This window comes from Streptomyces sp. Z423-1 (assembly GCF_013009255.1).
GTDB lineage: Bacteria > Actinomycetota > Actinomycetes > Streptomycetales > Streptomycetaceae > Streptomyces > Streptomyces gossypiisoli.
Genome location: NZ_CP053109.1, coordinates 8,073,567 through 8,099,619, shown reverse-complemented (window position 1 = coordinate 8,099,619; position 26,053 = coordinate 8,073,567). Strand labels below are relative to the sequence as shown.

At 70.2% G+C, this 26,053-nt stretch carries 29 protein-coding genes and 2 pseudogenes; 17 read left to right on the top strand and 14 right to left on the bottom strand.

The features are described 5' to 3' along the window. The first annotated feature begins 44 nt into the window (after positions 1 to 44). From HJD23_RS36775 to HJD23_RS36750, 6 genes are all read left to right on the top strand, one after another. Positions 45 to 539 (top strand): GNAT family N-acetyltransferase, encoded by a 495-nt coding sequence (locus HJD23_RS36775; protein ID WP_171114541.1) that lies wholly within the window; start codon positions 45 to 47, stop codon positions 537 to 539. Then, positions 539 to 1,207 carry a PIG-L deacetylase family protein gene (locus HJD23_RS36770; RefSeq protein WP_197973160.1) on the top strand — a complete coding sequence of 223 codons (669 nt, stop codon included), beginning with the start codon at positions 539 to 541 and terminating at the stop codon, positions 1,205 to 1,207. The genes HJD23_RS36775 and HJD23_RS36770 overlap by 1 nt, the downstream gene beginning before the upstream one ends. After that, positions 1,204 to 1,902, top strand: a complete 699-nt coding sequence (locus HJD23_RS36765; RefSeq protein ID WP_171114540.1) for a WbqC family protein — start codon at positions 1,204 to 1,206, stop codon at positions 1,900 to 1,902. Before HJD23_RS36770 ends, HJD23_RS36765 begins: the two co-directional genes overlap by 4 nt. Next, entirely contained in the window at positions 1,899 to 3,038 is a 1,140-nt protein-coding gene (locus HJD23_RS36760; protein ID WP_171114539.1) for a glycosyltransferase, read from the top strand. The genes HJD23_RS36765 and HJD23_RS36760 overlap by 4 nt, the downstream gene beginning before the upstream one ends. A gap of 177 nt (positions 3,039 to 3,215) precedes the next feature. Further along, entirely contained in the window at positions 3,216 to 3,959 is a 744-nt protein-coding gene (locus HJD23_RS36755) for a class I SAM-dependent methyltransferase (RefSeq protein WP_171114538.1), read from the top strand. Continuing rightward, a complete protein-coding gene (locus HJD23_RS36750) occupies positions 3,960 to 5,147 on the top strand; it encodes a glycosyltransferase family 4 protein (RefSeq protein ID WP_171114537.1) in 1,188 nt (395 codons plus the stop codon). A 46-nt stretch (positions 5,148 to 5,193) separates the two neighbouring features. Here HJD23_RS36750 and HJD23_RS36745 read toward each other — a convergent pair whose 3' ends face one another. The 6 genes and pseudogenes from HJD23_RS36745 to HJD23_RS36720 all read right to left on the bottom strand — a co-directional run bounded on the left by HJD23_RS36745 (position 5,194) and on the right by HJD23_RS36720 (position 11,380). Continuing rightward, complete coding sequence (locus HJD23_RS36745; RefSeq protein WP_171114536.1) at positions 5,194 to 5,946, bottom strand: FkbM family methyltransferase; 753 nt, start codon at positions 5,944 to 5,946, stop codon at positions 5,194 to 5,196. 15 nt (positions 5,947 to 5,961) lie between these two features. After that, on the bottom strand, positions 5,962 to 6,969 hold the full coding sequence (locus HJD23_RS36740) for an NAD-dependent epimerase/dehydratase family protein (RefSeq protein ID WP_171114535.1): 1,008 nt from the start codon (positions 6,967 to 6,969) through the stop codon (positions 5,962 to 5,964). Between the two features lie 185 nt (positions 6,970 to 7,154). Continuing rightward, a complete protein-coding gene (locus HJD23_RS36735; protein WP_171114534.1) occupies positions 7,155 to 7,949 on the bottom strand; it encodes an FkbM family methyltransferase in 795 nt (264 codons plus the stop codon). A gap of 98 nt (positions 7,950 to 8,047) precedes the next feature. After that, entirely contained in the window at positions 8,048 to 9,181 is a 1,134-nt protein-coding gene (locus HJD23_RS36730) for a glycosyltransferase family 4 protein (RefSeq protein WP_171134109.1), read from the bottom strand. Between the two features lie 76 nt (positions 9,182 to 9,257). Then, positions 9,258 to 9,809, bottom strand: coding sequence for a glutaminyl-peptide cyclotransferase (locus tag HJD23_RS36725; RefSeq protein WP_171114532.1), 552 nt, complete (start codon positions 9,807 to 9,809; stop codon positions 9,258 to 9,260). 163 nt (positions 9,810 to 9,972) lie between these two features. Then, positions 9,973 to 11,380: pseudogene (locus HJD23_RS36720) on the bottom strand (IS1380 family transposase). Between the two features lie 527 nt (positions 11,381 to 11,907). Here HJD23_RS36720 and HJD23_RS36715 point away from each other — a divergent pair. Together HJD23_RS36715 and HJD23_RS36710 are read left to right on the top strand one after the other, a co-directional pair. Continuing rightward, positions 11,908 to 13,380, top strand: a complete 1,473-nt coding sequence (locus tag HJD23_RS36715; protein WP_171107241.1) for a polysaccharide biosynthesis tyrosine autokinase — start codon at positions 11,908 to 11,910, stop codon at positions 13,378 to 13,380. Further along, positions 13,377 to 13,955: a low molecular weight phosphatase family protein gene (locus tag HJD23_RS36710; RefSeq protein ID WP_171107243.1), complete on the top strand. Its 579-nt coding sequence runs from the start codon at positions 13,377 to 13,379 to the stop codon at positions 13,953 to 13,955. The genes HJD23_RS36715 and HJD23_RS36710 overlap by 4 nt, the downstream gene beginning before the upstream one ends. A gap of 693 nt (positions 13,956 to 14,648) precedes the next feature. On the opposite strand, the gene HJD23_RS36705 is transcribed toward HJD23_RS36710, so the two are convergent. Further along, entirely contained in the window at positions 14,649 to 15,536 is an 888-nt protein-coding gene (locus HJD23_RS36705) for an IS3 family transposase (RefSeq protein WP_171134108.1), read from the bottom strand. After that, entirely contained in the window at positions 15,533 to 15,832 is a 300-nt protein-coding gene (locus tag HJD23_RS36700) for a transposase (protein ID WP_171134068.1), read from the bottom strand. Before HJD23_RS36700 ends, HJD23_RS36705 begins: the two co-directional genes overlap by 4 nt. 196 nt (positions 15,833 to 16,028) lie before the next feature. Between HJD23_RS36700 and HJD23_RS44810 the strand changes: the two genes are divergently transcribed. From HJD23_RS44810 to HJD23_RS36685, 4 genes and pseudogenes are all read left to right on the top strand, one after another. Continuing rightward, entirely contained in the window at positions 16,029 to 16,157 is a 129-nt protein-coding gene (locus HJD23_RS44810) for a hypothetical protein (protein ID WP_269475863.1), read from the top strand. Between the two features lie 69 nt (positions 16,158 to 16,226). Next, positions 16,227 to 16,379, top strand: a pseudogene (locus tag HJD23_RS36695) (undecaprenyl-diphosphatase); the annotation flags it as partial. Between the two features lie 104 nt (positions 16,380 to 16,483). Beyond that, positions 16,484 to 16,663, top strand: coding sequence for a hypothetical protein (locus HJD23_RS36690; protein ID WP_171107308.1), 180 nt, complete (start codon positions 16,484 to 16,486; stop codon positions 16,661 to 16,663). Continuing rightward, complete coding sequence (locus HJD23_RS36685; RefSeq protein WP_171107306.1) at positions 16,663 to 17,148, top strand: AAA family ATPase; 486 nt, start codon at positions 16,663 to 16,665, stop codon at positions 17,146 to 17,148. The genes HJD23_RS36690 and HJD23_RS36685 overlap by 1 nt, the downstream gene beginning before the upstream one ends. A gap of 7 nt (positions 17,149 to 17,155) precedes the next feature. Here HJD23_RS36685 and HJD23_RS36680 read toward each other — a convergent pair whose 3' ends face one another. Further along, positions 17,156 to 17,896 (bottom strand): glucose 1-dehydrogenase, encoded by a 741-nt coding sequence (locus HJD23_RS36680; protein ID WP_171107304.1) that lies wholly within the window; start codon positions 17,894 to 17,896, stop codon positions 17,156 to 17,158. Then, complete coding sequence (locus HJD23_RS36675; protein ID WP_240980889.1) at positions 17,893 to 18,516, bottom strand: DUF4291 domain-containing protein; 624 nt, start codon at positions 18,514 to 18,516, stop codon at positions 17,893 to 17,895. The genes HJD23_RS36680 and HJD23_RS36675 overlap by 4 nt, the downstream gene beginning before the upstream one ends. A gap of 138 nt (positions 18,517 to 18,654) precedes the next feature. Here HJD23_RS36675 and HJD23_RS36670 point away from each other — a divergent pair, with 138 nt between their 5' ends. After that, entirely contained in the window at positions 18,655 to 19,134 is a 480-nt protein-coding gene (locus tag HJD23_RS36670; RefSeq protein ID WP_171107302.1) for a nuclear transport factor 2 family protein, read from the top strand. 107 nt (positions 19,135 to 19,241) lie between these two features. Next, positions 19,242 to 20,801 (top strand): apolipoprotein N-acyltransferase, encoded by a 1,560-nt coding sequence (gene lnt / locus HJD23_RS36665; RefSeq protein ID WP_171107300.1) that lies wholly within the window; start codon positions 19,242 to 19,244, stop codon positions 20,799 to 20,801. Here the strand turns inward: lnt and HJD23_RS36660 are convergent. Together HJD23_RS36660 and HJD23_RS36655 are read right to left on the bottom strand one after the other, a co-directional pair. Further along, positions 20,716 to 21,630 carry a Gfo/Idh/MocA family oxidoreductase gene (locus HJD23_RS36660; RefSeq protein ID WP_171107298.1) on the bottom strand — a complete coding sequence of 305 codons (915 nt, stop codon included), beginning with the start codon at positions 21,628 to 21,630 and terminating at the stop codon, positions 20,716 to 20,718. The two genes, lnt and HJD23_RS36660, sit on opposite strands and share 86 nt — an antisense overlap. A gap of 10 nt (positions 21,631 to 21,640) precedes the next feature. After that, on the bottom strand, positions 21,641 to 22,834 hold the full coding sequence (locus tag HJD23_RS36655) for an FAD-dependent oxidoreductase (protein ID WP_171107296.1): 1,194 nt from the start codon (positions 22,832 to 22,834) through the stop codon (positions 21,641 to 21,643). Between the two features lie 85 nt (positions 22,835 to 22,919). Between HJD23_RS36655 and HJD23_RS36650 the strand changes: the two genes are divergently transcribed. The 3 genes from HJD23_RS36650 to HJD23_RS36640 all read left to right on the top strand — a co-directional run bounded on the left by HJD23_RS36650 (position 22,920) and on the right by HJD23_RS36640 (position 24,680). Then, positions 22,920 to 23,537 (top strand): TetR/AcrR family transcriptional regulator, encoded by a 618-nt coding sequence (locus HJD23_RS36650; RefSeq protein WP_171107294.1) that lies wholly within the window; start codon positions 22,920 to 22,922, stop codon positions 23,535 to 23,537. Positions 23,538 to 23,578: 41 nt separating this feature from the next. Next, complete coding sequence (locus tag HJD23_RS36645; protein WP_171107291.1) at positions 23,579 to 24,091, top strand: DinB family protein; 513 nt, start codon at positions 23,579 to 23,581, stop codon at positions 24,089 to 24,091. A gap of 112 nt (positions 24,092 to 24,203) precedes the next feature. After that, complete coding sequence (locus HJD23_RS36640) at positions 24,204 to 24,680, top strand: hypothetical protein (RefSeq protein WP_171107289.1); 477 nt, start codon at positions 24,204 to 24,206, stop codon at positions 24,678 to 24,680. A gap of 26 nt (positions 24,681 to 24,706) precedes the next feature. On the opposite strand, the gene HJD23_RS36635 is transcribed toward HJD23_RS36640, so the two are convergent. Continuing rightward, positions 24,707 to 25,228, bottom strand: coding sequence for a tetratricopeptide repeat protein (locus HJD23_RS36635; RefSeq protein WP_171107287.1), 522 nt, complete (start codon positions 25,226 to 25,228; stop codon positions 24,707 to 24,709). A gap of 116 nt (positions 25,229 to 25,344) precedes the next feature. Continuing rightward, positions 25,345 to 26,037, bottom strand: coding sequence for a uracil-DNA glycosylase (ung, locus tag HJD23_RS36630; protein WP_171107285.1), 693 nt, complete (start codon positions 26,035 to 26,037; stop codon positions 25,345 to 25,347). Positions 26,038 to 26,053: the final 16 nt, after the last annotated feature.

The window sequence follows — 26,053 nt, the reverse complement described above, 5'->3', positions numbered from 1 at the left end:
GCCCTGCGACGCTCGGGTCAACGCCGTGATTCTGGGAGCCCTGGATGCACAGCACAAAGGCGACGGCCGATGTCCGGCAGCCCGTCCACGAGCTGCACCGCCTCGGCGATGTCGTGGGGGAACTGCTCGATGCTCTTGTCGAGTTGGAGCGGCACGCGCACGAGGCGAGTGAACACTACGACACCGTTCCGTGGCAGGCGGAGAACTTCACGCGGCCCCTTCCCGGGAAGCGCGAGCTGAGTCTCGTCGCGACGGTGTCCGGGAAACCGATCGGATTCCTGATCGCGTCACGGCGTCCCGGCGGCGCGCACATCCACCGTGTTGCAACCGACCCCCGCCACCGGCGTGTCGGTATCGCATCCCGGCTCCTCGCCGCCTTCCTGGCGCACACGCCCGGCTTCGTCACCCTCGTCTGTGACCCCGGCAACCGGTCGGCGCTCGCCCTCTACGCACGGGCGGGTTTTCGCGCCATCGGCACCACGCCCGACGGCAAATTGTCCCTGGCGACCGGCGCCACGCTGCCTGAGAGGAAGACGTGATGTTCTGCAGCAACCCGATGTTCGAGCGCAGCCTGTTCGTGGGTGCTCATCTCGACGACATCGAACTGGCGGCCGGAGGCACCGCCGCCCGCCTCGTCGAGGCGGGGGCACACGTGCGCTTCCTCGTGATGAGTCCCTCGGACTACACCAGTTACGACGGGAGCCACTTCCGTGCTGCCGACGTGGCGGTTGCGGAGGGCAGGGAAGCCGCCGCGACGCTCGGGGTCAAGGAGATCGACGTCCTGTCGTTCCCCGCCAAGGACGTGGAGAACCACTCGACCGTCGTGGAGTCGATCAACAAAGTGGTCGACGAGTTCCGCCCGACGATGGTCTTCACACACTGGCCGTTTGACACCCACCGGTCTCACGCCAACACCGCACTCGCCACTATCGCGGCGAGCCGGTACTACAACTCCGTGGTTATGTACGAGCCCATCACACCGTCGGGACGCAGCTACGTCGGCTTCCGCCCGCAGCTCTACATCAGCATCGACGACACCGTCGAGACGAAGCTGCAGGCCCTGCGCCAGCACAAGTCGGAGTACGCCAAGTACGGCGAGCAGTGGATCGAAGGTGTCCAGGCCCGCGCCCGGTATCGCGGCTACGAGATGCGCGCCCGGTACGGCGAGGCGTTCGAGGTGTCCCGGCTGGAAGGCGTGCTGGTATGAGGGTCACCGTCCATCAGCCCGAGCACCTGCCGTGGCTCGGCCTGTTGGCCAAGGTCGCCGCGTCGGAGCTGTGGATCGTCCTCGATTCGGTGCCGTACCGGAAGAACTACTTCCAGAACCGTAACCGGATCCTGGTGAACGGACAGTCCACCTGGGTGACCGTGCCGGTGACCGCGCCGTTCGGGACCCGGATCCGTGATGTGCGGATTTGCGAGACGCCTTCCTGGCGGCGGCGCTACCGCGGACGCCTGACCCAGGCGGTGTCCGCAACCCGCTCCGCGGACCGCGTCGGCGACCTGCTGTCGGTGATCGACGCGGCGCCGCCCGGCGGCTCGCTGGCCGACCTCAATCTCGCCCTCGCCGACTATCTGCTGTCTCAGTTCGACGTCAAGGTGCCGATGGTTCGTTCTTCCGAGCTCGATGCCACCGGATGCAAGTCCGAACTGGTCGTCAGTCTCTGTCGGGCGGTGGGCGCCAAGGAATACCTCGCGGGGCCTTCAGGGCGCGACTACCTGGATCTCGACGCCTTCGCCGAGCACGGGATCACGGTCCGGTTCTTCGACTTCGACCACCCGCCGTACGCCCAGGGCCGCGACTCCTTCGTACCGTGCCTGTCGGCCTTCGACGCCTGGTCGCGGCTCGCCCCCGCCGAGTTGCCGGCGCTGCTGTCCGGCTACCGGCTCAGTGCCTCATGACCGCCACGCAGCCTCCCGAAGTCACCGCCGTGACGATCTCGGGGGTTCGCCAGCGGGACGTCAACGACTCCGCCGACTTCCGCACCTGGGCCGCGCTGGCGGCCCGTCTGGGCCGCGCCGAGTGCATCTGGGCCGGACCACGCCTGGAGTGCCGCCGAAAGCCGCTGCACGTCCTCAGGCGACCGCGGCGCCCTGGCCTGCGCTCACTGATCTGGGCGGCCGGATCGGTACGCGCCGGGGTACGAGTCGCCCGGGCCGCACTGCGCCGGAGCGAGACGGTCGTGGTCAACGGCGGCGAACCCTGGGGGTGGCTTGCTGCCTGGCTCGTCGCGCGCATCGTGCGGCGCCCCTGGTTGATGGACATTCACGGTGACTACCTCTCACTGCCGCCGGAATCCCTCGGTCGTCGGCGCAGAGCAGTCCTCCGCCTGGCCGTAGTCTTCTTCGCCCGTCGTGCCAGTGCCCGCCGGGCCGTCTCCCGTTCCATCGCCGACTCGTTGGAGGAGCGCGGGCTTCCCTGCGTCGAGGTCCCGCCGCGGCTGCTTCCCATCTGGGAAAAGCCGCTGAAGCGTGACCGTGCGCCGATCGGGGCTCCGTGCCCTCGGCTTCTCGCGGTCGGTCGCCTCGTGGCCTCGAAGGGCTTCGATCTGCTGTTGACGGCGTTGGCCGAACTCGTCCGGACGGAGCCCGCGATCCGGCTGTGTGTCGTGGGCGACGGACCGCTGCGCGACAGCCTCACCGACCAGGCCGCGCGGCTCGGCCTGTCACGCCATGTCGAGTTCCTGGGGACCCGCGGCGTCGACGAAGTGCGTTCGGAACTCTCCCGAGCCGACCTCTTCGTCATCTCCTCCCGAGACGAAGGGCTGCCCAGGACTCTGCTGGAAGCCGCGGCTGCAGGCATTCCGGTCGTCGCCACCGCGATCGGGGGAATTCCGGCGGCTGCGGCCGGCTGGGAGACCGTGTCGCTGGTCGAGGCCGATGCCGCCGCGATCGCCACGGGAGTACGCCAGGTCCTGGCGTCCCCACCTAGCGAGAATCGACTCGCCGCGGTACGCGACCACGTCCTGGCGACCTACGGTTTCGACACCAACATCGACGCACTGGCCGCGCTCTTCCGGGACGTCGGTGCCAAGTGACATGCATCGCTCTCGTGTTGCGCGCAGCATTGACCGATATGAGCCGATATTTTATGAGGCGCAACAGTACCGAGGAACACCGAGGAGGACGCTATGAGCCGAGCATCGACGGTTCGTCGTTGGGTCAAGCACTCCGGCATGAGGCCCGTGGCGTCCGTGTTGAGCGGATACGTGGCCATGCGCACACTGGGAACCGGCATCCAGCGGTACACGGCGCCAAGTGTCATGGACTTCACCCGCTCGGGCGGGAAGCTCACCACATCGGCGGCCGACTTCCTCGGAGAGCTGGGCTGGGAAGCAGCCGAGATCGAGCAGGTGCTCGGCGAGTACCAGGAAGTCGCCGAACGACTGGCCGCCCGCTACGCGGACACGGAACTCTTCTATCCCCTCACGCACGGCGTCGAGGCAGAGACCAGCGCCGTGCTGTACGGGCTCGGTCGGCTGCTAAAGCCCCGCTCGGTGGTGGAGACCGGCGTGGCCGACGGCCGGTCCTCCTGGCTGATCCTCGCCGCACTGGAGCGCAACGGCTCAGGGCTGCTGTACAGCTTCGACATCAACCACACCGCCGGTCGGCTGGTGGGCGAACACCCGCAGTGGCGACTGGAGATCCTCGACAGGAGAAATCCCGAGGCGTGCTTCAGCCGGGCTCTGGAACGCGTGGGAACCATCGACCTGTTCTTCCACGACAGCGACCATCTGTATCTCCCGCAGCTGTTCGAGTACGGACAGGCCTGGCCCAGGATGGCCCAGGGTGGAATCTTCGCGAGCGACGACGTCCACTCCAGCAAAGCCTTCCTGGACTTCTGCGAGCGGCACGGTCGGTGCCCATCCTTCCTCTTCGACTCGCGGAAGATCACCGGGGCGGTACGCCGGCTCGGCGTCTCCCCGCGGGCCGGCGAACCGGGCCGGCGGGTGGGCTAGATGGGCCGCGCGATGCGGAACCCGGTCGCCACCGCGCCGGACCCACGCCCACGGCTGGTCTATGTCGTACCGCACCTGTCCGAGAACGAGTCCGAACACTTCGCCCACATCCCGGCGTTGTTGGAGGCTCTGGGAACGCGCGTCGACGTCGCGGCCGCAGTGGAGCGCGGCGACCCTCCGGTACGACTCGCCGGGGTCAGCCTCCTGGTGCGTGTCCCCGGCCGACGCCGGATCGGCCGGGTGCTCGGCACCGCGCTCACAGTCCACCGCCTGTACCGCGCCGGCTATCGGACCTACTTCCTGCGCTACTCCACCCTCTTCTTGAGCGTCCTGATCCTGACCTACCCGCTGTACCGTCACCGCATCCTGCTGTGGCGCAGCGGTCTGCCCGGGGTACGGGCGCCGGAACAGCCCAGGACCCTGCGGCTGAGGGCCCACGAGCTCGTCAACCTGATCACGGCACGGCTGGTGCACTGCCTGGTGACCGGTCCGGAGACCATGGTGCCGCTGATGGCCGGACTGTGGGGCGTACCCAGGCAGCGGATGCGGCTGCTGTACAACGACGTCGACGCGGGGCGCTTCGCTCCCCTGGGGGAGGAGGCCCGCAAAGCGGCGCGGACGCAGCTCGGCTGGCGGGACGACGAGTTCGTCGCGCTCTTCGTGCACCGGCTGTCGTATCGCAAGGGAGTCCGCCTGCTCGCCCCGCTCCTGGACGCGGTGGCCTCGTCCGTGCAGGTCCGTGACTCCGGCCTCCAGGTACGGCTCGTGGTGGCGGGAGACGGCCCGGAGCGGGCTCGCCTGGAGCGCGAGGCTGCCGAGCCGGCGAGGACACAGAGCATGCAGGTGCTGGGCTCGGTCCCCAATCGCGACCTGCCCCGGCTGTACGCGGCGGCAGATGCCGTCGTCATGCCGAGCTACGAGGAGGGCTTCCCACGGGTGCTGCTGGAGGCGATGGCCTCGGGCACACCGGTGGTGACGACCGACGCGGGAGGTTCGGCGGACGTGGTAGGTGCCGGCTATCCCTATGTCGCGCCGGTCGGTGATCTCGACGCGCTGGTCGGTCACCTCCGGTCCCTGGTGGCCGCTTCGCCCGCCGAGCGGTGCGAGCTCGGGCTGCGGCTGCGGATCCGGGCACAGAGCGAGTTCTCGCCCGAGCGCGTGGCCGCGATGCTCCACGCGCTGCTGTGAGGGCGGTGCTGTCGGGCGGACGGGCAGACTGCACCGCCCGGCAGGATCAGCCGCGGTCCGTCCCATCATGCTGCCGGGCCTGCGCGCCGAGACGGCGTGCCGCGAGCGCGTACACGGGCCGCGGCAGCGCGGACCGCGCCACGTGAGTGGCCCAGATGTAGGGTGGACGGTGGAGCCCGAGACGGTAGCGCACCATTGCGGCCGTGGAGGACGACTGCGGGCTCACCAGGCTCAGCCACTTCCGCACTGCGGCCGCGCCCCCGTGACTCGCCAGGGACTCGGGAGTGATGAACCTCTGGCGATGGTGCCGCAGCCTGTCCTCCACAATCGCGTGTCGATGGGCCTGACTGGGGATCTTGCGGATGTCGAAGTCGACGTAGATGCTCCGCACCCGGCTGATCGAGCCGCTGTCCAGCAGGTCCTCGAGTACATCGCACTCACTGCCTTCGCAGTTGAGTTTGAGGTAGATCTCGTCGTCGCCCGACGTGTTCGCCAGCAGCCAGTCCGTGGCCCGCACCAGGTCGATGGTCTCCGGCCGCGCGTGCCCGTCGCCCAGCTCGCTCTTGTCGGCATACACGCTCGCTCCGAGCAGGCCTGCCCCGAAGAGGGTGGCCTGCCCCGTCCTGCTGGACAGACCGGCGGGCACGATGTGCACCCGGGAGTCGCGAAATCCTTCGAGGATGCGCCGACAGGGTTTCGCTGGTTCGAACGAGTAGATCCTCTCGAAGCCCCACCGGGGGTCGAGGGCGACGTCCAGTGTCTCGCCGTAGTGCCCTCCGACATCGAGGAAGACGCGCATGTACCGCTCACCCTCTCAGGTTCGCGCCGTCACGGCAGCCGAGTCGGGGAGACGGCCACGGGAGTGGGCGGACAGCCATGCCCACTGGCGCTCGATCCCCTCAGTCAGCGCGACCGAGGGTTCGTATCCGAGCAGCTCACGTGCCTTAGTGAGGTCCGCTTCGGTCACCTGCACGTCGCCCGGCTGATGCTTGTCGTCGCGTACGGGAACCTCGGCACCGGTGATGTCGGCAACGCGGCTCAGCACGTCGAGCACGGAAACGCTGTCCCCGCCACCGATGTTGACCGCTTCCGCAGTGGCCTCTGCCGTTGCCGCAGCGATGGTGGCGGCCACGGCGTCCGCGACGAAGGTGAAGTCCCGGCGCTGGCGGCCGTCCCCGTAGAGCCGCAGCGGCTGTCCCGTGAGGACCGCGCGCAGCATCCGGCCGATGGCCATGTCTGGGCGCTGCCGGGGTCCGTACACCGTGAAGTAGCGCAGAGCGACCACACTGGTGGGGTTTGCCGGCGCGAGCGCGTAGGCGAGAGCGAGACGTTCGGCCGCGAGTTTGGTCACCCCGTACGGCGACAGAGGAGCCGTGGCGCAGGCCTCGTTCAATGGTCCCCTGCCCACGGCGTCCCCGTACACGCTGGAGGAGGAGGCGAGGACCAGACGGCGGACCCCGCAGGACACGCATGCGTCCAGCAGACGTTGGGTCGCCAGCACGTTGCACGCAAGGTACTCGCCGAAACAGTCCCCCCACGACGGCCGAACGCCCGGGATGGCGGCGAGATGGAAGACGGTGTCAGCGCCGTCGGCCCACGGCTTGAGCTCGTCCGTGACGAGGTCACCCTCGACCAGTCGGAAGCCCGGATGGTCCAGCACGGCCCCGAGGTTCTCCGCCGCCATGGGGTTGTCACGGGGCGAGCGCCGGTCCACGCCGAGAACGGTGACCCCGCGTTGCAGCAGGGCTTCGACGAGGTGGGAGCCGATGAAGCCCGCCGCCCCGGTCACAACAGCGCGTTCGACGGTTTGTGCCGTACTCATCACGGATTCCCTTCTGTAACCACGGCCCGCACCGCATCAACAGGTACGGGCCTCAATCAGTGAACCGAACGCCCCCTTCCTACCAATTCAGGCGATATTTCTGGTTCAGACATTCTCGGGAAGAGCGCGATTGCGCCCGTACGCCGGAGTCGGGCGCTGACAACGGCTTCGCGTTCTCGTTCGCGTCAGACCGTGTCGGCGAGCCGTGCTTCCACTTCACGCCGCCTCTGACGGCACACGGCCAGCACATCGGGTGCTGGGCAGAGCGGATCCGGCGCCGCGACAAGTCGGTTGCAGTGCGGGTCGTACAGCACCAAGTCGTAGCCGTGGTCACCGAGCCACTGGCGGACCTCGCGCACCGTGGAGCCGAAACGGTGGAGGTACTTGTCGACGAGTTCGAGCATCCACACCGCCGGCTCGCCCCGGGCGACGAGGCGGCCGGCGCCGCGCAGAGCCAGGTGTTCCGTGCCCTCGACATCGAGCTTGCCCATGGCGAAGGGGCGCGCGGGCAGGTTCTCGTCGAGCCGTCCGAGCCTCACTTGCACGGTGCCGCCACTGTCGGCATCCGTCTGGATACGTGAACCCGTACCCCTGACGACGAACGGCGCCGAACCCGACTCCGCTCCGATCGCCATTTCATGGACCGTCACACAACTGAGGGAATTCGCACCGATGTTGTCCCGCAGCCTTTCGGCAAACGCGGGCACGGCCTCGAAGGAGTGCACGGCTCCGCTCGGACCCACGAGCTTAGCGGCGAGCAAGGTGAACATTCCCTCGTTGGCGCCACCGTCGATGAAGCCGTCTCCCGGACGGAGATAGCGCTTCATGAAGGTCATCTCCTCGTAGTCGGGAAGTCCTCCGAAATAGACGAAACGACCCGGCTGCGTGCTGTCGGGGTAGGCGCGGAACGACATGCCGCCGTATACGGACAGGTCCATTGGCCGCCTGACCAGCCTCTTCCAGGCCTGCCATCCCGCCATGCCGGCGAGGGCCCGAGCCCGCCTTCCACGGTTGGCGGGATGTTCCCACGCCATTCTGACCATGCCATGAATGGTTGTCGGCAATGGTCTGCTCCTTTTCAGCGCCCGCTCATGAGTGGGCGTCGCTGTACCAGCGCCGCCCGGTACCATTCCTCGACGCGCTGTGTGACCCGGGACCAGTCCAGCTCCGCGGCCGCGCACAGCCCGAGTTCGCTCATCCTGTGCCGGCCTGGTTCGTCACCGAGCACGGTTCTCAGGACATTCACCAGGCCGGCCTTCGACCCGGACGGGAAGACCCGGTAGGCCTCGCGGTCGGATACCACCGGATCGAGTGAGGCGTCGGAGGACACCACGACGGGCGTGCCCAGTGCCAGCGCCTCCAGCGCCGCCGTGGGCACGCCCTCGCCCTTCCCGGGGAGTCTTCGGGATGCGAGCACGAACACCTCAGCCCGCAGGACAAGGTCGTAGACCTGCTGCCGGGGCAGCGGTCCGAGGAGTTCGACGCCCGGGCCTGCCGCCGCAAGTCGGCTCAGGTGGTCCCGCTCCGGGCCCTGGCCCGCGATCACCAGACGCATCCCCGCCCGACTCTTCGCCAGTTCGTGGAACGCTTCGATGAGCAGTGCGTGATTCTTCATGGGATCCAGCGCACCGACGCTGACGATCAGGCCGCGCTCGCGGGCCCGGGCGTCGACAGGGGCGGGCATGGCGGACAGTTCCAGACCGCTGGACATGGTGAGGATGCGTGCCGGGTCCACACCGCGCGCCACGAGGTCGGCAGCGGTCGCCGACCCCAGGGCGATGAACGCCTCCACAGCGCGGAAAGCCTGTCGGGCGAGCCACTGGTGCCGGTCGGCGAGTGCCGCATGCACCGTCAGGAACAGCGGGATTCCCAGCCGTCGGCAGACGGGCCCCAGCCAGGCGGCCTCGATGTGGTCTCCGTGAAGATGCACCAAGTCCACGGCAGCCCACGGCGAACCGGTGCAGAGGTCCCTGACCGCGGCAGCCGCGTCTACTGAGAAGGCAAGCCGGTCGGACAACGGCGCCAGCATCCGTGACCGGGCGGTCCATTGCAGCGGCAGCCGGGTGGCGCCGGTCGGCACCGTTGCGCCATGCCGAAACGAGATCGTCACCCGGTTTCCGACACTGACCTGATGACGCGTCAGGCATTCGACGTGACGTTCCATTCCGCCCTGCATAGGAGGGACTCGGTAGCTTACCCGCACGATGTGCATCGCCGCGTTGCTCCACCTCGAGTGAATCGGCCATCCACCGAAGGATCGCGGGATCTCGCGCTTTCTCTCGTTCGCCTCACCGATCCTCACCGGAACGGACGAGCGGACGGGACCCGGCGTCAGTCTCCTGAGCCGCCGGTAGGTCCGAGGCGTCGATGCCCGCCGTCACTACGCCGCTGACGGAATCGATGCGCACGATCCGGTCGGTGAAGAGCACGTTGGCGTACACGGCGTCGCCGGCGCATTCCAGTTCGTTCAGGCGCGTCGACGCTCGCCCGTCCTCGGTCACGGTGACTTCGCCCCGCTTCGCGAGTGTCCGGAGGTCTCGGAAGGTCAGCCGGGCCGAGCCGTCGCTGGTCACTAGCCGGTGCCCGTGGAAGCACACGTCCCAGCCGTCATCCGGGTATGCGACGCGACGCGGTTCCTCGAGCGTTCTCGCGTCGCGCTCGATGGCGATGCGATGGCGCCAGGAGAGCTGCCACAGGGGCCGGCCGAGCACGGTGATGTCCTCACCGAACATAGGAGCGGGCAGTGCCGTGTGGGCCGTCGGCTGTCTGTCCAAGGGCCCCGCGCGGACCGATGACTCGCCGAACAGGCCGGTGCTTTCGTAGAGGGTCCCACCGGCCATCTCTAGCCTCCCCGTTTCACTTCGGATGGCTGGGCTGCGCTGATGGCGGTGGACCGGTGGTGTCGGTTGCTGGTCGCTCGGCGGGCATGGCTGGGGCCCGACGCTCGGGCCGGGTGCTCCAGGGTTCCTCGGGTCTTGGGGCGGGCAGGGTCGGTGCCGCAGGTCAGGTGGCCGGTCGTGGCAGTGCCGTGAGGCGGGCGAACGCACTGGCGAGTTCGTGCCGCCAGGGCCAGTTCGCGGCGATCCGCAGTCGGATGCGGCGGCCGCCGCGAGTGATGCGGGCGGCTGCGTGCAGGATCCGGTAGCGGAGCTTTTTCGGCTCGGCGGTGGCCAACTCGCCCTCCAGCAGCAGAGTCTGGGTCCAGGCAAGCAGGTCTGTGGCGGTCAGCGCGAGCTCGAGCCACGCTTGGTTGACAGCGAAGTGACGGGAGGGGAAGCGGCCCAAGCCGGTGGTCTTGCCGCAGCGGATGCGGTCCTCAACGCGGGCGTGGCCCCGATGGCGGACCTCCAGGTGCTGCAGGGAGCCCTCGCCGTAGGGGGTGTCGGTGAGAAAGACCTGGTGGCGCATGCCCTCGTCCCGGTCGAACAGGGACAGTTGGGCGCCGGGGTGCGGGCGCTCACGGCGGACGATGATGCGCGTGCCGTCGGGGTAGCCGGCCAGGTCGATCATGCCGGTCAGCTCGGCGACTTCCGCGCCCTGGCGCAGGGTGCCGTCCTGTTCGAGTGCGGGATGCCAGACCTGCTCGGGCAGGGCCCGGATCGCCTGGCGGACCGACTCGGTGACGGCGTATCCGACGGAGAAGTAGGTGAGGATCCCACATGAGCGCAGGGCCCGCACGTGGTCCAGGAACGCTTTCGCTCCTCCGGCACTGTCTGTCCGCGCGGACGAGGATGGGTGTGCCGTGGCGGTGTGCGTCGGGGATCTGGGCAAGGGCCTGGTCGAGGACGGTGATGTGGTCAGCGGCGGTGTTGGCACCGGCGTTGCCGGGCCTGAGCAGTGCGGCCAGGGCTTCGCCGGTGTTGTCCAGGAAGCACAGCAATGGGTGGTAGCCGAAGCCGCGCTTGTAGGTGGCCGCCGCCTGCTCCTTCTCGGAGTGGCAGGTAACCAGGGTGGCGTCGAGGTCCAGGACAAGACCGGGCAGGTCGCGTCCGCCCGCGCGGGCTGCGGGTATCCCTGCCCTGGTCTCGGCGGCTTGCAGCCATGCGACCTCCCGGGCGGTGGCCCTGGCCGAGCGCAGGCGGGCGAGTGCAGCCGAGTCGATGCCGGCCAGCAGGCGCCAGGCGGTCGGCGTGGAGGCGACGGGGCCGAACACCTCCGCCTGGTCGCGCAGCAGGGCCAGGTCCGTTATCGCATCGCCGCCGTCGGCGAGCATGACCGCGAGATCGACCGCGATCCGGACGGGATCGTGCCCGGTGCCACGCGGTCGCAGCCGACGGAGTGCGTCCGCGAAGGCGCTGGTCAGGCCAGTGACATCGGCGAGATCGGCCAGCAAGCGGGATCCGGCGTGACTGGCCACCCCGTGACCGTCGGCCGACACGACGAGCTTGGGACGCGACCGGGTAGGGTGCACGCAGAAAGTGCCTTCCTGCTGTGATGACAGAGACCTTCGACAAGCCTCATCTTCCCAGCTCAGAAGGCACTTTCGCTTTTCCGATCAAGACTCGGACACCGCCGCGAGTGAAACGCGCAGGCTAGGCCCTGAGTGAACGCGTGCGGATCGTATGGAAGGGACTCCACCACCCTTTACCCGCATGCGTCGTGCACGAGGCGAGCAGCATGGCCGCCGGCACGGCAGCCTCCGCACGGCGCATGCGATCAGGCACTGCGCACCGCCCGGCCCCAACCTGGGCCGCAGCGGCATCGCCGAAGGCGTCATGAACGGCGGCGACGGCGAAGGACCAGCATCGTGCCAGCGCCCACTGCGAGCAGCCTCGCCTCCCCACTCCGGCGAAGGGTTACGTCGCCAAATCGTTCGGCGGATCGACACCGGGGCGGCTACCGCCGTTGACGCCCATGAGTCCCTATCGTCGACTGCACGCAAAGGGGACAGAGGATCCCGTTCAGGGATGGTTCCCGTGGTCCTCGAAGGGGTGCAGCTTGGATCTACATGAATTCCTGAAGGCTCTTGCCAGACGCTGGCTGACCGTCGTGGCTTGCCTGGTCCTCTCAATCGGGGCAGCAGTCGCCGCGACTGCCCTGAGTGCCCCCATCTACCAGGCCAGTACCCAGCTCTTCGTCGCCACCAGCACCAGTGAGGACACCACCCAGCTGAACCAGGGCCAGAGCTTCTCCCAGGCGCGTGTGCAGTCCTACGCCGCGATCGTGACCACACGTCAGGTGACCGAACCCGTCGTGCAGGAGCTGAAACTGCAGACCACACCCGAGGAACTGTCGTCCCGGATCACCGCGCACGCCCCGCTCAACACGGTGCTCATCGACATCACCGTCCGGGACACCGAGCCCGAGCGCGCGGCCCGCATCGCCAACGCGGTGGCGGAGCGGTTTAGCGCGCTGGTCGAGCGGCTGGAGGCCCCCAAACGTCCGGCGAGCGTGGAGGGGGCGGGGCCGGAGATGCAGGGCTGGGCCACCGAGCCCCCGCCCGGCTCACCCGTCTCCCTGGGTGTCACCCAGGAAGCCGTCGCCCCCAGCACTCCGGCCTCCCCCCGTCCGCTGTTGAACGTGGCCGCGGGCGTGCTCGCAGGCCTGCTGCTCGGCGCCAGCCTCGTCGTCCTACGCGAGACTCTCGACACCACGCTCAAGACGAGTGAGGCGCTGGGCGAGTTCACCTCGCTGCCGGGCCTGGGCACCATTCCGTATGACAGGAACGCCTTTCAACAACCCTTGGTCAACGTCGACGGGCACTCCCGGCGTGCCGAAGCCTTCCGCAAACTGCGCGCCAACTTGCAGTTCTCGCAGGTCGACGACCGGCCCCGGATCATCGTGGTGACGAGTTCGGTGCCCGGCGAGGGCAAGACGAACACCGCCGTGAACCTCGCCCTGTCACTCGCTGCGGCGGGCGTCTCCACCTGTCTGGTCGACGCCGATCTGCGCCACCCGTGCGTGGCCGCAGCCTTCGGGCTCGTCCAGGACGCCGGTCTGACCACAGTGCTCATCGGGCAGGCGCGCATCGAGGAGGTGATGCAGGAGACCGGCGGCGGGCTCTCGGTTCTGGCCAGCGGCCCCGTACCACCCAACCCGACGGAGCTGCTCTCCTCGGCGCGCATGGACGAGGTACTACATGAGCTGGCAAGCATCTATGAGGTCGTGATCGTCGACACCGCCCCGCTGCTGCCGGTCGCCGACACCGTCGGGCTCGCCTCGCTCGCCCGAAGTGCGCTGCTCGTCGTCCGTGCCGCGAGAACCCGACGGGACCAGGTCCGCAGCTCCGTGGAATCGCTGGACCGCGTGGGCGTCCGCGTCCTGGGCACCATCTTCAGCATGGCTCCGGTCCGTAAGGGCGAAAGCTACGGCGCCTACACAGGGTACGGCGATCTGCCCGCTCCTCGTGCGTCAGCCGCCAAGAAGGAGGCGGCCGGGCCCACGGTGACGCGTCGCGTCGGCGAGCAATGACCCGGATCCTGTTCGTCTGCACGGGCAATGTCCACCGCTCGGCGCTCGCCGAGCGGCTGCTGGCCGCCAGGCTTCCGCCCGGCTCTGCGGTGCGGCCGGAGAGCGCTGACACGGAAGCCTGGCCCCGCCGAGGAATGGAAGGCGCCACCAGGGCGGCCCTGGAGGAACTGGGCGGTGACGGCTCGGGCTTCGCCGCCCGCCCGCTCACCGCACAGCTCGTCGCGGGAGCGACACTCGTCCTCGGGCTCGCGCGCGAGCACCGGGAGGCGGCCGTGCGCCTGGCTCCGCGGGCGATGCGGCGCTGCTTCACCCTCAAGGAGTTCCTACGTCTCGCCGCCACGGCAGCCGACGATGTGCGGCTCAGGGAGATGTCGGGGAGTGCGAGGGGCTTCGACGGCGTGGTCGCGGCCGTGGCCTCCCGCCGGGGCCACGCCGCTCCGGTGTCGCCGGCCGAGGACGACGTGGCAGATCCCCAGGGGCGGCCCTACCAGGTGCTTTACGCGTGCGCCCGTGAGATCGACGCGACGGTATGCGCTCTCGCCCGGATGCTGGGCGGCAGCAATTTGGGCGGATGAGCCCACTGATGCTTTCCCCGGCCGACAGGCTGCCTCGTCGCGGGTTCCGTCCTTCTCCGACACCATGGAGGGCACAGGTCCCCCGGCACCGGGATGGGCAACCGCCATGATTGCGACGTGACGGGCGGGCCCGCATTCGCCCTGGTTGCGCAGGCCCGCCCGTCGACGGTGTACGTGGACCTCTTTGGCAGGTCCGCGAAGGCGTGGGCGGCGGTCACGAGGGTGATGTGGTGGTGTCAGCCTGGCCAGGAACGGCCTTCGAAGTGGTCAAGTCACAGGCCGTGTTGAGTTCGCGGTAGTCGTGCTCGATGCGCCAGCGGACCTTGGCCAGCCTCAAAGCCGCTGCCTCGGCCGAACAAGGTTGGTGGGACGGGATCCTGCGGGACTGCTGGCTGCTGGTCGAATGGCCCGACGACGCCGAAGCGGCCCACGGAGTACTGGCTGTCCAACCTGCCCGATCATCGAACAGCGCCTGTCCCCAAAAGTCCCCGGACCAGCCTCACCCTCTACCAGGTCCTCGACACCCTCCAGAACACCCTGAGGTGCTGGACAGGCATCTGCACCACCTGTCAACAGCCCCCTACCGAGCAGACGTCCGAGATCGAGACAGACCCAACGGAGTCCTACTACTGAAGCTTCCCCTTGATTGAAGCTTCCCCTTGAAGTTTCCCCGTGATCTCGGACACGTGATCGTTACGCCGCAAGGGCGTGCTGGTGTCGTTGCCTGGTCTCGGCCGGGGTGAGGTAGCCGAAGATTTTGTGCTTGCGCAGACGGCGGCGGTTGTAGAAGGTCTCGATGAAGGTGAAGACCTCGGCGCGGGCGGTCGCCCGGTCGGGCCAGGTCCGGGTGCCGATCTCCTCCTTCAGGAGGGCCCAGAAGCTCTCCGCGGCGGCATTGTCGAAACATGACCCAGTCCGCCCGCAACTCTGCCGGAGTCCCAACTCCTCTATCCGGTAACGGAATTGGGACGAGGTATACTCGCTGCCGCGATCGCTGTGGATCACACATCCCGGCTCCAGGTTCCCCCGGCCATGTGCCATGTCCAGGGCGTCGACGACGAGGTCGGCTCGGTGGTGATCGGCCATGGCATAGCCGACGACCTCGCGGGTGGCCAGGTCCAGCCAGCAGGCGAGGTAGAGCCAGCCCTCGGCGGTGGGCAGGTAGGTGATGTCGCCGACCAGCTTGATCCCGGGACGCTCGGCGTGGAAGTCACGGCCGATCAGGTCCGGGGCCGGCTTCGCCTTCGCATCCGGCCGGGTCAGCGAGCGGCGCTTGCGCCGTGTGACGCCGCGTATGTCGCGCTCGCGCATCACGCGGGCGACACGCTTGCGGTTCACCCGCTGCCCCAGGCGTCGCAGTTCAGCGTGAATGCGCGGGACACCGTAGGTATGGCGGGAGGCGATGTGCAGCACCGTGATCTCATGCCCGAGCGCGTCGTTCGCGGCCTCCCGGGCGCGGCGGGCCGCCTCGCCATCACACCACGCGTAGTACGACGAGCGGGCGACCTTCAGCACCCGGCACAGCAGAACGACCGGGTAGTTCGCCTTCTCCGTGTGGATGAACCGGTACAGCTCGCTCACCGGTCGTTCTCCTTCACGAAGAAGGCGGTCGCTTTTTTCAGGATCTCGATCGTCTGCTGTTGTTCGCGGACCTCCTTGCGCAGCCGCTTGAGTTCCTCGCGCTCGGCGCTGGTCAGCTCACCGGGCTCGCCCTCGCCCCGGTCCGCCTTGGCCCGGCGGTACCAGCCACGCAGGGACTCCGAGCTGATGCCGAGTTCCCGGGCCACCGCAGTGACCGTCTTGCCCGAGGAGTCGACGAGCGCGATCGCGTCCCGCTTGAACTCCTCGGTGTACCGCTTCGTGTACTTGCTTCCCACCTGGTGCTACTTCCTCTGGAACCTCAGGTCCCAGTCTCCAGGTGTCCACGATCAAGGGGAAGCTTCAGTTTGGCCGCGGGTCAGGGGCCGGTTCCCCGCGACCACGAACACCGGAAAGCGGCTGTACCTGCTTCGTCACGGCGGCAAGGAGTGGCTGGACGAAGATCGACACAGTCGCATCGCCGTGGAGACCCGCATGGGCCGCGAGGTCGCCGGCATGGAAGGTCTCCACTCGCACGTTGCCCTGGCCATGGAGCAGGAGATTGCCGATTCGCTGCAAAGCAGGTGGCTGCGCTTCGCGGCCAGCGAGGGAGAGCGGCACTGAAAGGCGCCATCTCCCACCGCACTACCATTCGATCTTGAAAAATGGTGGAAAACAGCAGGTCAAAGCCGCTCAGGACACGTCGACATAGTTTCGTTCATGAAGTTCATCTCGACCAAGAGCTTCATGCCGTTCGTCTGGTACCGCGTCGTGCTCGGCATCGTGATCGTCGCCCTGGTGACATTCGGCGTCCTCAGTCCCCACGCGGCGGAGTCGGCAGGCTGAGCAGACGGCCCCTGGGGTTCATCCCCGGGGCCGTGACCAAGCCCATACGGGATGAGTAGCGGCCCGGTAGCGGAGTGTCAGTGCTTGCGCCTAGGCTTGCTCGCATGTCCCCCGATTCCGTGACCCCTGGTTCCGTGCGCTCTGCTGCCGAGGTCAACGAGCGGATCCGCGCGCTGTGGATGCGCGCGGGCGGCTCGCTGTCGGCACAGGAGCGGGCGGAGTACGAGCTGCTGGTGGTCGAGTGGGCCGCGGCGATCCGCGGCGAGGTCATCGAGGCGGCCTGATGCTGCGGATCCTCGACGAGCCGTACTTCCACATGCCGGTCGACGCCTTCCACGCGATGCGGTCCCGCACCCCGGTGCCGCCCGATGAGCTCGACACCGTCCTGCACCGCACCTGGCAGGGCTACCACCGCGCGGTCGCCGGCATGGCCGCCGCCGGCAACAACGTCGTCATGGACCACATCCTCAGCGCCGCATGGCGGCTGAAGGACTGCCTCTCGCTCTTCGTACCGCAGGACGTGGTCCTGGTCGGCGTGCACTGCCCCCCGGACGAACTGGAGCGGCGGGAGCGCGAGCGCGGGGACCGGCCGCCCGGTCTCGCCGCCCGCCAGCTCGAGCAAGTCCACGCCCACGGCGTCTACGACATCGAGTGCGACACCAGTGTCTCCAGCCCCCTCGAATGCGCCCGCCGGATCAGGGACTTCCTGCGCGCCCGCCCCACCCCCACGGCCTTCCAGCGGCTGCGCGAAGAGAGCATGGGTGTCTGACGGGCCCTCACCGCCCGCCCGACACCCGCAGCACCGCCCCCGTCGCATACGACGCGTCCGGCGACATCAGCCACGCCACCGCCGCCGCGATCTCCTCGGCCCGCCCCGGCCGGCGCAGCGGAATCGTGGCCGCCGCCCGGTGGGGCCGGTCCGGGTCGCCCATCGTGGCGTGGATCTCGGTGTCGATCACCCCAGGCGCCACCGCGTTGACGCGGACGCCGTCCGGCCCCAGCTCCTTCGCCAGCCCCAGCGTCAGGGCGTCGACGGCGGCCTTGGTCGCCGCGTAGTGGACGTATTCGCCGGGACTGCCCAGCGTCGCGGCGGCCGACGACACGTTCACGATCACGCCACCGCCCCGCGCGGTCATGAGCTGCGCGGCCCGGCGTGAACACAGCAGCGTACCCAGGAGGTTGACGTCCACGACCCGGCGCAGATCGGCCGGGTCCGCGTCGGCCAGCCGCCCCAGCGGGCTGGTCACCCCGGCGTTGTTCACCAGCCCCGTCACCGGCCCGAGCCGCTGCTCGGCGGTGTCGAAGAGCCGCTCGACGTCCGCCTCGACGGACGTGTCCACCCGTACGGTGACCGAGCGGCCGCCCGCTGCCCGTACCCCGTCGGCCACCGCCCCGGCCGCGTCGGCGTCACGGACGTAGCCGACCACCACATCGTGCCCGTCGGCCGCAAGTCGCAGGCAGGTCGCCGCGCCGATCCCCCGGCTGCCGCCGGTGACCACAGTGACGGGACGTGTCATACCGAGCCTCCCGGAAGCAGATGGGCCAGCGCGGCACAGTCCAGCGGATACGGCCGCTCCTCGGGCAACAGTTCGCCCGCGCGGGCGAGTTCACCGGCCCGCACCAGTCCGTGGATCTCCCTGGCGAGCGGCGTCACGTCCTCGATGCCCACGATCCACTCGTCGGCGTACCGGGCCGCCGCCTCCCCCGCCAGCCCCAGTTGCAGCGACCGGTGCGGCAGCGGGGTGAGGTGCAGGTCGCGTTCCGGGTCCCACTGCACGCGCGCGGGTGCCGTCCTCAGGTGCTCCTGCCACGCGGCCCGGTCGGCGTGCGGTCCGGGGACGTAGTGGGAGAGGCAGGCGTGGCGCAGGGCCCACAGGAAGCCCTCGCGGGTGATCTCGACGGCGAGGACGGTCTCCTGGTCCTCCTTCGTGCCCCAGCCGCAGCGGTACATCATCCACAGGAATGACGGCTTGATCCAGGTCATGCGCTCGCGCTTCCAGGTGGCGGGGAAGCGGCCGGCACGGGCCGCCGGTCGCCCGATGCCGGGGCGGTACGCCTGGTAGACGGTGAGCGTGGACTCCGTGTGGCGGGCCCGTACGCGGAACCTCGGCTCGGGCCGGTCGGTCTGATCGTTCACACGGGACAGCCTGGCGCCCCCGGCCGATCAGGACCACCGAATAACGCACGTCACGACCACCGAACGGCGGGGTCACGACCAGCGATCAACTCGGCACGCCCTCTTGGCGCGGCCCGCCCCGTGCCCAACACTGAGCCGATGACGCAGCGTGTGGAGCTCGCGACCGTGATGGACCGGCTGGCCGTGGACGGCCTGGTCACCGACTACGCCGTGGCGGTGGACGACGGCGACTGGGAGGCGTACCGGAAGCTGTTCACCCCGGACGGGCGGGCGGACTACCGCTCGGCCGGCGGCATCGAGGGCGACGTCGGGAGCGTCGCCGAGTGGCTGGCCGAGAGCATGCGGGCGTTCGCCATGCGCCAGCACCTCATTGTCAACCGCCGGGTCCGCTTCGGGATCCTGGAGCGGGACACCGGAGACACGGCCCAGGTCCAGGCCGACTACGTCAATCCGATGCGCCTCGCCGGTGACGGCTCGGCGGCGCCCGACTTCGTGTGCGGCGGCCGGTACGCGTTCGAACTGCGGCGGACGCACGACGGCTGGCGGCTGCGCGAGGTGGTCGTGCGGGAGAAGTGGCGGAGTGCGCCGCAGGGGTCCGGGGCACCGGTGATCGACTGAGCGGGCGCCCTCTGTACCGAGATAACCGCTCTGCAGCGAGATCGCCGATCTGCACCGAGATCGCCGGCCGCGCACACACTGGATCCACGGGTAGGGAGGCGCGCCGTATGAAGACCCGGCTCGAATCCCCGTGGCGGCGCTCCGCGATCGCCGCGGTGGCGGGCGCCCTGCCCATGCTCGCCTTCCCGGCTCCGTCCCTGTGGTGGTTCGCGTACGTCGCCCTGGTCCCGTGGATCCTGCTGGCCCGCACCGCGCCGACCGGGCGGCGGGCGCTGTACGACGGCTGGTGCGGCGGCTTCGGCTTCGTGCTGGCGGTGCACCACTGGCTGCTGCCCAACCTGCACGTGTTCACGTTCGTCCTCGCCGCCCTGCTCGGCGCGCTGTGGGCGCCGTGGGGCTGGCTCGTCCGCCGGTTCCTCGCCGGAGCGCCCTCCCCGGGCCGGATCGCGGCCGCGCTGCTGGTGCTGCCGTCGGGCTGGCTGGCGGTGGAGCTGGTGCGGTCCTGGCAGGGGCTCGGTGGCCCCTGGGGCATGCTGGGCGCCAGTCAGTGGCAGGTGGCACCCGCGCTGCGGCTGGCCTCGGTGGGCGGGGTGTGGCTGCTGAGCTTCCTGCTGGTGACCGTCAATGTCGCAGTCGCCGTGCTCGTCTCGGTGCGCGCCGCCAGGATTCCCGCCCTGGCCGCCCTGCTCGCCACCGCCGCGGCCACGTCGGCGGCCTGGAGCTGGTCGCCGCACCCCCACGTCGTCGGTGAGGTCCGGGTGGCCCTCGTACAGCCCGGTGTCATCCACGGCCCCGGCCCCCGCTTCGACCGCGAGGAACAGCTCACCCGGCAGCTCACCGGCCAGGACGTGGACCTGATCGTCTGGGGCGAGAGCAGCGTCGGCTACGACCTCGGCCGCCGACCCGACCTGGCGCGGCGCATCGCGGCACTGTCCCGCGAGACGGGGGCCCCGATCCTGGTCAACGTGGACGCCCGCCGCTCGGACCGGCCCGGCATCTACAAGAGTTCGGTGCTGCTCGGCCCGGACGGCCCGACCGGCGACCGCTACGACAAGATGCGGCTGGTCCCGTTCGGCGAGTACATCCCGTTCCGCTCGCTGCTCGGCTGGGCCACCTCCGTCGGCGAGGCCGCGACCGAGGACCGCAGGCGCGGCACCGAGCAGGTCGTGATGGACGTCGGCGGCGGGCTGCGCGTCGGCCCGATGGTCTGCTTCGAGTCGGCGTTCCCCGACATGAGCCGCAGCCTCACTCGCGACGGCGCCGACATACTGGTGGCCCAGTCGGCCACCTCGACGTTCCAGCAGAGCTGGGCGCCCGCGCAGCATGCCTCGCTGGCCGCGCTGCGGGCCGCGGAGACCGGCCGCCCCATGGTGCACGCGACCCTGACCGGCGTCTCCGCCGTGTACGGCCCCGAGGGACGGCGGATCGGCCCACCGCTCGGGACGGAGGCGAGCACCACGCAGGTGTACGAGGTGCCGCTGGCCGACGGGGTCACGCCGTACGCCCGCCTGGGCGCCTGGCCGGTGTACGTCGCCGTAATGGCGCTGCTCGTGGCGGCCCTCGTCGAGGGCGGTCAGGCGGTCAGGCGATCTCGCCGGGGCGCTCCAGGACCCCCCGCACCACCCGCTCGCACAGTTCGTGAGTCGCCAGCGCGTCCCGGGCACTGAGCAACTTCCCCGCGCGGACGGCGTCGAGGAAGGCCAGCACCGCCTGCTCGATGCCCCGCTGCCGGGCCACCGGCACCCAGTCGCCGCGCCGCCGCAGCGTCGGCTGGCCCTTGTGGTCGATCACCTCCGCCAGGTTGATCACCTGCCGCTTGGTGTCCTGCCCGGAGACCTCCAGGATCTCCTCGGCCGAGCCGCTGAGCCGGTTCATCACACCGAGCGCGGTGAACCCCTCCCCGGCGAGCTGGAGCACGACGTGGTGCAGCAGCCCGTCCACGGTGCGGGCGCGCACGGTCACGTCGTCGATCTGACCCGGAACCAGGAAGCGCAGCGTGTCCACGACGTGAATGAAGTCGTCCAGGATCATCGTGCGCGGCTCTTCCGGGAGCCCGACCCGGTTCTTCTGCATGAGGATCAGCTCGCGCGGATGCTCGGCGCACTGCACGTACGCGGGCGCGTGCCGCCGGTTGAAGCCGACGGCGAGGCTCACGCCCCGCTCCTCGGCGAGCTCCACCAGCCGCTCGGAGTCGGCGAGTTCGTACGCCAGCGGCTTGTCGACGTACGTCGGGACGCCCGCCTGAAGCAGCCGGGTGACGATCTCGGGGTGCACGAGGGTGGGCGCGTGCACGAAGGCGGCGTCGAGGTCCTGGGCGAGGAGCGCGTCCAGGGTGCTGTGGCGCTGGGTCCGGGGCAGGTGAAGGCTGTCGGCGACGCGGTCGAGCGTGGCGGGCGTGCGGGTCTGCAGGTGCAGCTCGACCCCGGGCTGGACGCCGAGCACCGGCAGATACGCCTTCTGCGCGATGTCACCGAGTCCGATGCAGCCGACCTTCACGGGGGCTCCTTCACTGCTGGCCTGCTGGGGTCTGCTCGGAAGCATACGGCTGCCCGGGCGGCCGCCAGTCGGCGATGCCGTCGAAGCCGCGCAGCAACAGTGCCGGTCCGGCCTTCGACAGGGCGGCGATCACGGCATCGCGCACGGCCATGCCGGCGCGGTTGCTCATCATGTTCAGCCGCGCCACCTTCACGGCCTGGCGGGCGACGGCCGTCGTGCGGGGCAGCCGGGCGGCGGTGTAGGCGGCCAGGTCGGGCGCGTGGTGGGCGAGGACGATCGCGTCCTCGATGGCCTGGTTGCCGCCCTGTCCGAGGGTCGGCGGCATCGCGTGGGCGGCGTCGCCGAGGAGCGCGACCCGGCCGCGGTGGTGGGCGGGCAGCGGCTCGGCGATGTGGTGCACGTCGTGGCGCAGCACGTCCTCGGGGCGGGCGGCGGCGAGCACGGCGGGGATCGGCTCGTGCCAGTCGCCGAACAGCCGGACCAGCTCGGCCTTCTCATCGTCGGGCGCGTGCTGCCCGGCGGGCGTGACGGCGGCGGCGTACGCGTAGACACGGCCGTCCTTGAGCGGATGCGTGCCCCAGATCCGGCCCCGGCCCCACGTCTCGTGCGAGGCGAACTCCACGCCGGGCACGGGGATGACGACCCGCCAGGTGGTGAATCCGGCGTAGGCGAGCCCCGGGTGCTGCGGGAACAGGGTCCGGCGTACGGCGGAGTGGATGCCGTCGGCGGCCACCACCAGGTCGGCCTCCCACTCGCCGCCGGGCGCGGTCACGCGGGCCGGACGGTCCGCGTCGCCGGGGTCGGCGAGGGTCGCGGGGGCGGACGTACGGACGCGGTCCTCGGGGAGCCGTGCGGTCAGGGCGTCGACGAGGGTGGCGCGGTGCAGCAGGACGAGGGGCCCGCCGAAGCGCTCGGCCGCGGCAGCGGCGCTGGACCGGGACAGCCACCGCCCCTTCGGGGTGCGCAGTCCTCCGTCGCCCTGCCAGGCGGCCAGGGCGCGGATCCCGTCGCCGAGGCCGATGACGTCCAGGGCACGCAGCGAGTTGGGGGCGAGGGAGATGGCCGCGCCGACGGGGGCCAGGGAGCGGGCGCGTTCCAGGACGGTGACCCGCCAGCCGCGCCGGTGCAGGGCGACAGCGGCGGTCAGGCCGCCGATGCCGCCGCCGATGACGACGGCTCGGGGTGGGTTGGATGGCGCTGCCATAAGTGTGCCCCCTTCTTCACTACACCCGTAGTGGCTTCGAGATCGACCGTACTACAGATGTAGTGAGAGGGGTAGGTTGAGCAGCATGTCCGTACGCACCGCGGGCGCGTCCCGCGCCGATCTCGTCGCCGACACCGCCCTCGCCCTGCTCGCCGAGCGCGGGATGCGCGGGCTGACGCACCGGGCGGTGGACGAGGCGGCCGGACTGCCCCAGGGCTCCACCTCGAACGTGGCCCGCACGCGCCAGGCGCTGCTGGAGCTGGCGGTGCGCCGGCACGCCGAGCGGGAGGCTCGGGTGCTCGCCCTGCACGAGATGCCGGACCCGCGCGGCGGACTCGACTCACTGGTGGACGGCCTCGCCCTCGCGGTCCACCGCTCCCTCACCCGCAACCGCGACCTGGTCGTCGCCCGCTACGAACTCGCCCTGGAGGCCACCCGACGCCCCGAACTGCGCGCGTACTACGACGCCACGGGCGCCCGCTTCCGCGAGCAGCTCACCGGCCTGGTCACGGCGATGGGCTCGACCGACCCGGCCCGGCATGTGCTGATGCTGGTCGCGTGGGCGGACGGGCTGATGTTCAGCTGTGTGGCCGGGTCCTTCAACGCGGAGGTGCCGTGCCTGGACGAGGTGCGGGCGGGGCTGCGGGAGCTGCTCGGCGGGATGTTCGACGGGAGGCTCGGCGGGGCGCCGGGGCGGCCGTAAACTCCTGGTGGGTTTCCCCGGCGGTGCGCGAGGATGCGCCCATGACGACCGAGCGCCGCGAGCCCGCCCAGAACGCCGACGAACGGACCATGCTGGAAGGCTGGTTGGAGTATCACCGGCAGACCCTGGAGTGGAAGTGCGAGGGGCTGAGCGACGCGCAGCTCCGGATCGCGGCCGTGGAGCCGTCCGAGCTGTCCCTGATGGGACTGGTGCGGCACATGGCGGAGGTCGAGCGGAACTGGTTCCGCCGGGTGCTGGTCGGCGACGACCCGGGGCCGATCTACTTCACCGAGGAGGACCCCGACGGGGAGTTCCACCTCACCGGGACGGACACCTGGGCGGAGGCGTACGCCACCTGGCAGGCCGAGATCGCGATCGCCCGGCGCAACGCGGCCGGCTTCGCACTGGACGACCTGTCCAAGGGCCGCGGCCGCCACAGCGACGAGCCGTTCAGTCTGCGCTGGATCTACACCCACATGATCGAGGAGTACGCCCGTCACAACGGCCACGCGGATCTCATCCGCGAGCGCGTCGACGGCGCCACGGGCGACTGAACGTCACCTCGGGAGGGCGCGCCGCCTCCCTGCGGGGGCGTGCTTCACCCGTCCGGAGCAACCTGTGCTTGTCTGCTGGTCCTGCGAGGGCGGAGCCACCAGAGTGGCGGGGGTGCATCGAACGACGACCACCGCGACACTGCTCGTGACCGTGGCCCTGACGGCCGTCTCCGGCTGTGTGACCGTCCAGCGGGGCCCCACCGCCGTGCCACCGGCGTCGGACCAGCCGTCAGTACCGCGCCCGGACGGCCGCACCGAACCGCAGATCGTGCAGGCGCCCGCCCATGAGGCCCTGGAGATGATCGGCCCGCCCCGGCCCGACCCGACCGCGCCGGAGCCACGCCGCCCCACCGCCAAGGCCCCGTTACCGACCCAGCGGCCCCCGTCCCCGCGCACGGAGTCCCGCCCGCACTCCGACCCGCCCCGTCCCGAGCCTCGCCGCCCGCACCAGCCACCGCCCGCCGGGATCCCGGACATCTCCACCACGGTTCCCGAGAACACCGACGTGTGCGCTCTGGGCAGGAAGTACGGCGGCTGGCGTCCGGACAGCCCGGAGGCGGTGATCTGCGAGCAGACGTACGGGCGGTGAGGGGGCGTGCCCGATACCGGCGCCGCTCAGAGCCGCTGCCGAGGCGGACCCCAGGCACCCCCACCGGGCGAACCGCCCTCCCCGAGCCGTAGCTCCAAACGCCCGATGGCCGCCCGCACCCCGTCCCCGTACGTGTCGTCACCCAGGGCGTTCGCCGCGCCGCGTGCCCGGCGCAGATGCGTGCGGGCAGCGTCCGAGTGGCCGAGTTTGACGTAGTCGGCGGCGAGGTTCAGGTGCAGGGAGGGATACAGGGCGCGGACCGCCAGGGCGCCCTCGTGAGCCGCGAGGCGGTCGTCGGCCAGCTCCTCCGCGGCGTCCAGGGCCCTCAGGTCCCAGGCCAGTTCGTCGCAGGGGTCGTCCTGGGTGTCGGCCATGTAGTGGGCCAGCGTGCAGCGGTGCAGGGGGTCGCCGTTCTCGCCGATCTCCGCCCACAGCTGCAGGAAGCGGTGCCGGGCCTCCTCGCGGTCTCCCGCGTGATGCAGCATGACGACCTGCCCGATCCGCGTCATCACGGCATCAGGTGCCGCCTGCTCCTGTCGCTCCGCCACCGCACCCTCCGCACACTCGCCGACGTCCCGTCCGTCCCGACGCTAACGGCCGACACCGGCAATCCCGGCGAGGCGGGGCCGACCCGCGACGTCGGCCCGCCCCCGGGCACCCCAGGTCAGGCGAGGTCGGCCAGGTTCGGGATGCGCCAGTCCACCGGCTCGTGCCCCTGCCGCGCGATCGCCTCGTTGATCTGCGTGAACGGCCGGGAGCCGAAGAACTTCCTCGCCGACAGCGGCGAGGGGTGCGCGCCCTTCACCACCGCGTGCCGGGTCTCGTCGATCAGCGGCAGCTTCTTCTGCGCGTAGTTCCCCCACAGCACGAACACCGCCGGGTCGGGCCGCTCGGCCACCGCCCGGATCACCGCGTCGGTGAACTTCTCCCAGCCCTTGCCCTTGTGCGAGTTGGCCTCGCCGCCCCGGACCGTCAGCACCGCGTTGAGCAGCAGCACGCCCTGCCGGGCCCACGGCATCAGATAGCCGTTGTCCGGGACCGGCAGGCCGAGCTCCTCCTGCATCTCCTTGTAGATGTTGCGCAGCGAGGGCGGGGTCCTCACCCCGGGGCGGACCGAGAAGCACAGGCCGTGGCCCTGGCCCTCGCCGTGGTACGGGTCCTGGCCGAGGACCAGGACCTTCACCTGCTCGTACGGCGTGGCGTCGAGCGCCGCGAAGACCTCCTCGCGCGGCGGATAGACGGGACCCTTCGCCCGCTCCTCCTCCACGAACTCCGTCAGCTCCTTGAAGTAGGGCTTGTGCAGTTCGTCGCCCAGGACCCCGCGCCAGGACTCGGGCAGCATGGCGATGTCGGTCACGTCAACTTCCTTACGG

What these genes read in the sequence shown, in the direction of transcription:
- HJD23_RS36775 (WP_171114541.1), top strand. Translation starts at nt 45, where the DNA reads ATGCACAGCACAAAGGCGACGGCCGATGTCCGGCAGCCCGTCCACGAG.
- HJD23_RS36770 (WP_197973160.1), top strand. Translation starts at nt 539, where the DNA reads ATGTTCTGCAGCAACCCGATGTTCGAGCGCAGCCTGTTCGTGGGTGCT.
- HJD23_RS36765 (WP_171114540.1), top strand. Translation starts at nt 1,204, where the DNA reads ATGAGGGTCACCGTCCATCAGCCCGAGCACCTGCCGTGGCTCGGCCTG.
- HJD23_RS36760 (WP_171114539.1), top strand. Translation starts at nt 1,899, where the DNA reads ATGACCGCCACGCAGCCTCCCGAAGTCACCGCCGTGACGATCTCGGGG.
- HJD23_RS36755 (WP_171114538.1), top strand. Translation starts at nt 3,216, where the DNA reads ATGCGCACACTGGGAACCGGCATCCAGCGGTACACGGCGCCAAGTGTC.
- HJD23_RS36750 (WP_171114537.1), top strand. Translation starts at nt 3,960, where the DNA reads ATGGGCCGCGCGATGCGGAACCCGGTCGCCACCGCGCCGGACCCACGC.
- HJD23_RS36745 (WP_171114536.1), bottom strand. Translation starts at nt 5,946, where the DNA reads ATGCGCGTCTTCCTCGATGTCGGAGGGCACTACGGCGAGACACTGGAC.
- HJD23_RS36740 (WP_171114535.1), bottom strand. Translation starts at nt 6,969, where the DNA reads ATGAGTACGGCACAAACCGTCGAACGCGCTGTTGTGACCGGGGCGGCG.
- HJD23_RS36735 (WP_171114534.1), bottom strand. Translation starts at nt 7,949, where the DNA reads ATGGCGGGATGGCAGGCCTGGAAGAGGCTGGTCAGGCGGCCAATGGAC.
- HJD23_RS36730 (WP_171134109.1), bottom strand. Translation starts at nt 9,181, where the DNA reads ATGCACATCGTGCGGGTAAGCTACCGAGTCCCTCCTATGCAGGGCGGA.
- HJD23_RS36725 (WP_171114532.1), bottom strand. Translation starts at nt 9,809, where the DNA reads ATGGCCGGTGGGACCCTCTACGAAAGCACCGGCCTGTTCGGCGAGTCA.
- HJD23_RS36710 (WP_171107243.1), top strand. Translation starts at nt 13,377, where the DNA reads ATGACCCGGATCCTGTTCGTCTGCACGGGCAATGTCCACCGCTCGGCG.
- HJD23_RS44810 (WP_269475863.1), top strand. Translation starts at nt 16,029, where the DNA reads ATGGGCCGCGAGGTCGCCGGCATGGAAGGTCTCCACTCGCACGTTGCC.
- HJD23_RS36690 (WP_171107308.1), top strand. Translation starts at nt 16,484, where the DNA reads ATGTCCCCCGATTCCGTGACCCCTGGTTCCGTGCGCTCTGCTGCCGAG.
- HJD23_RS36685 (WP_171107306.1), top strand. Translation starts at nt 16,663, where the DNA reads ATGCTGCGGATCCTCGACGAGCCGTACTTCCACATGCCGGTCGACGCC.
- HJD23_RS36680 (WP_171107304.1), bottom strand. Translation starts at nt 17,896, where the DNA reads ATGACACGTCCCGTCACTGTGGTCACCGGCGGCAGCCGGGGGATCGGC.
- HJD23_RS36670 (WP_171107302.1), top strand. Translation starts at nt 18,655, where the DNA reads ATGACGCAGCGTGTGGAGCTCGCGACCGTGATGGACCGGCTGGCCGTG.
- lnt (WP_171107300.1), top strand. Translation starts at nt 19,242, where the DNA reads ATGAAGACCCGGCTCGAATCCCCGTGGCGGCGCTCCGCGATCGCCGCG.
- HJD23_RS36655 (WP_171107296.1), bottom strand. Translation starts at nt 22,834, where the DNA reads ATGGCAGCGCCATCCAACCCACCCCGAGCCGTCGTCATCGGCGGCGGC.
- HJD23_RS36650 (WP_171107294.1), top strand. Translation starts at nt 22,920, where the DNA reads ATGTCCGTACGCACCGCGGGCGCGTCCCGCGCCGATCTCGTCGCCGAC.
- HJD23_RS36645 (WP_171107291.1), top strand. Translation starts at nt 23,579, where the DNA reads ATGACGACCGAGCGCCGCGAGCCCGCCCAGAACGCCGACGAACGGACC.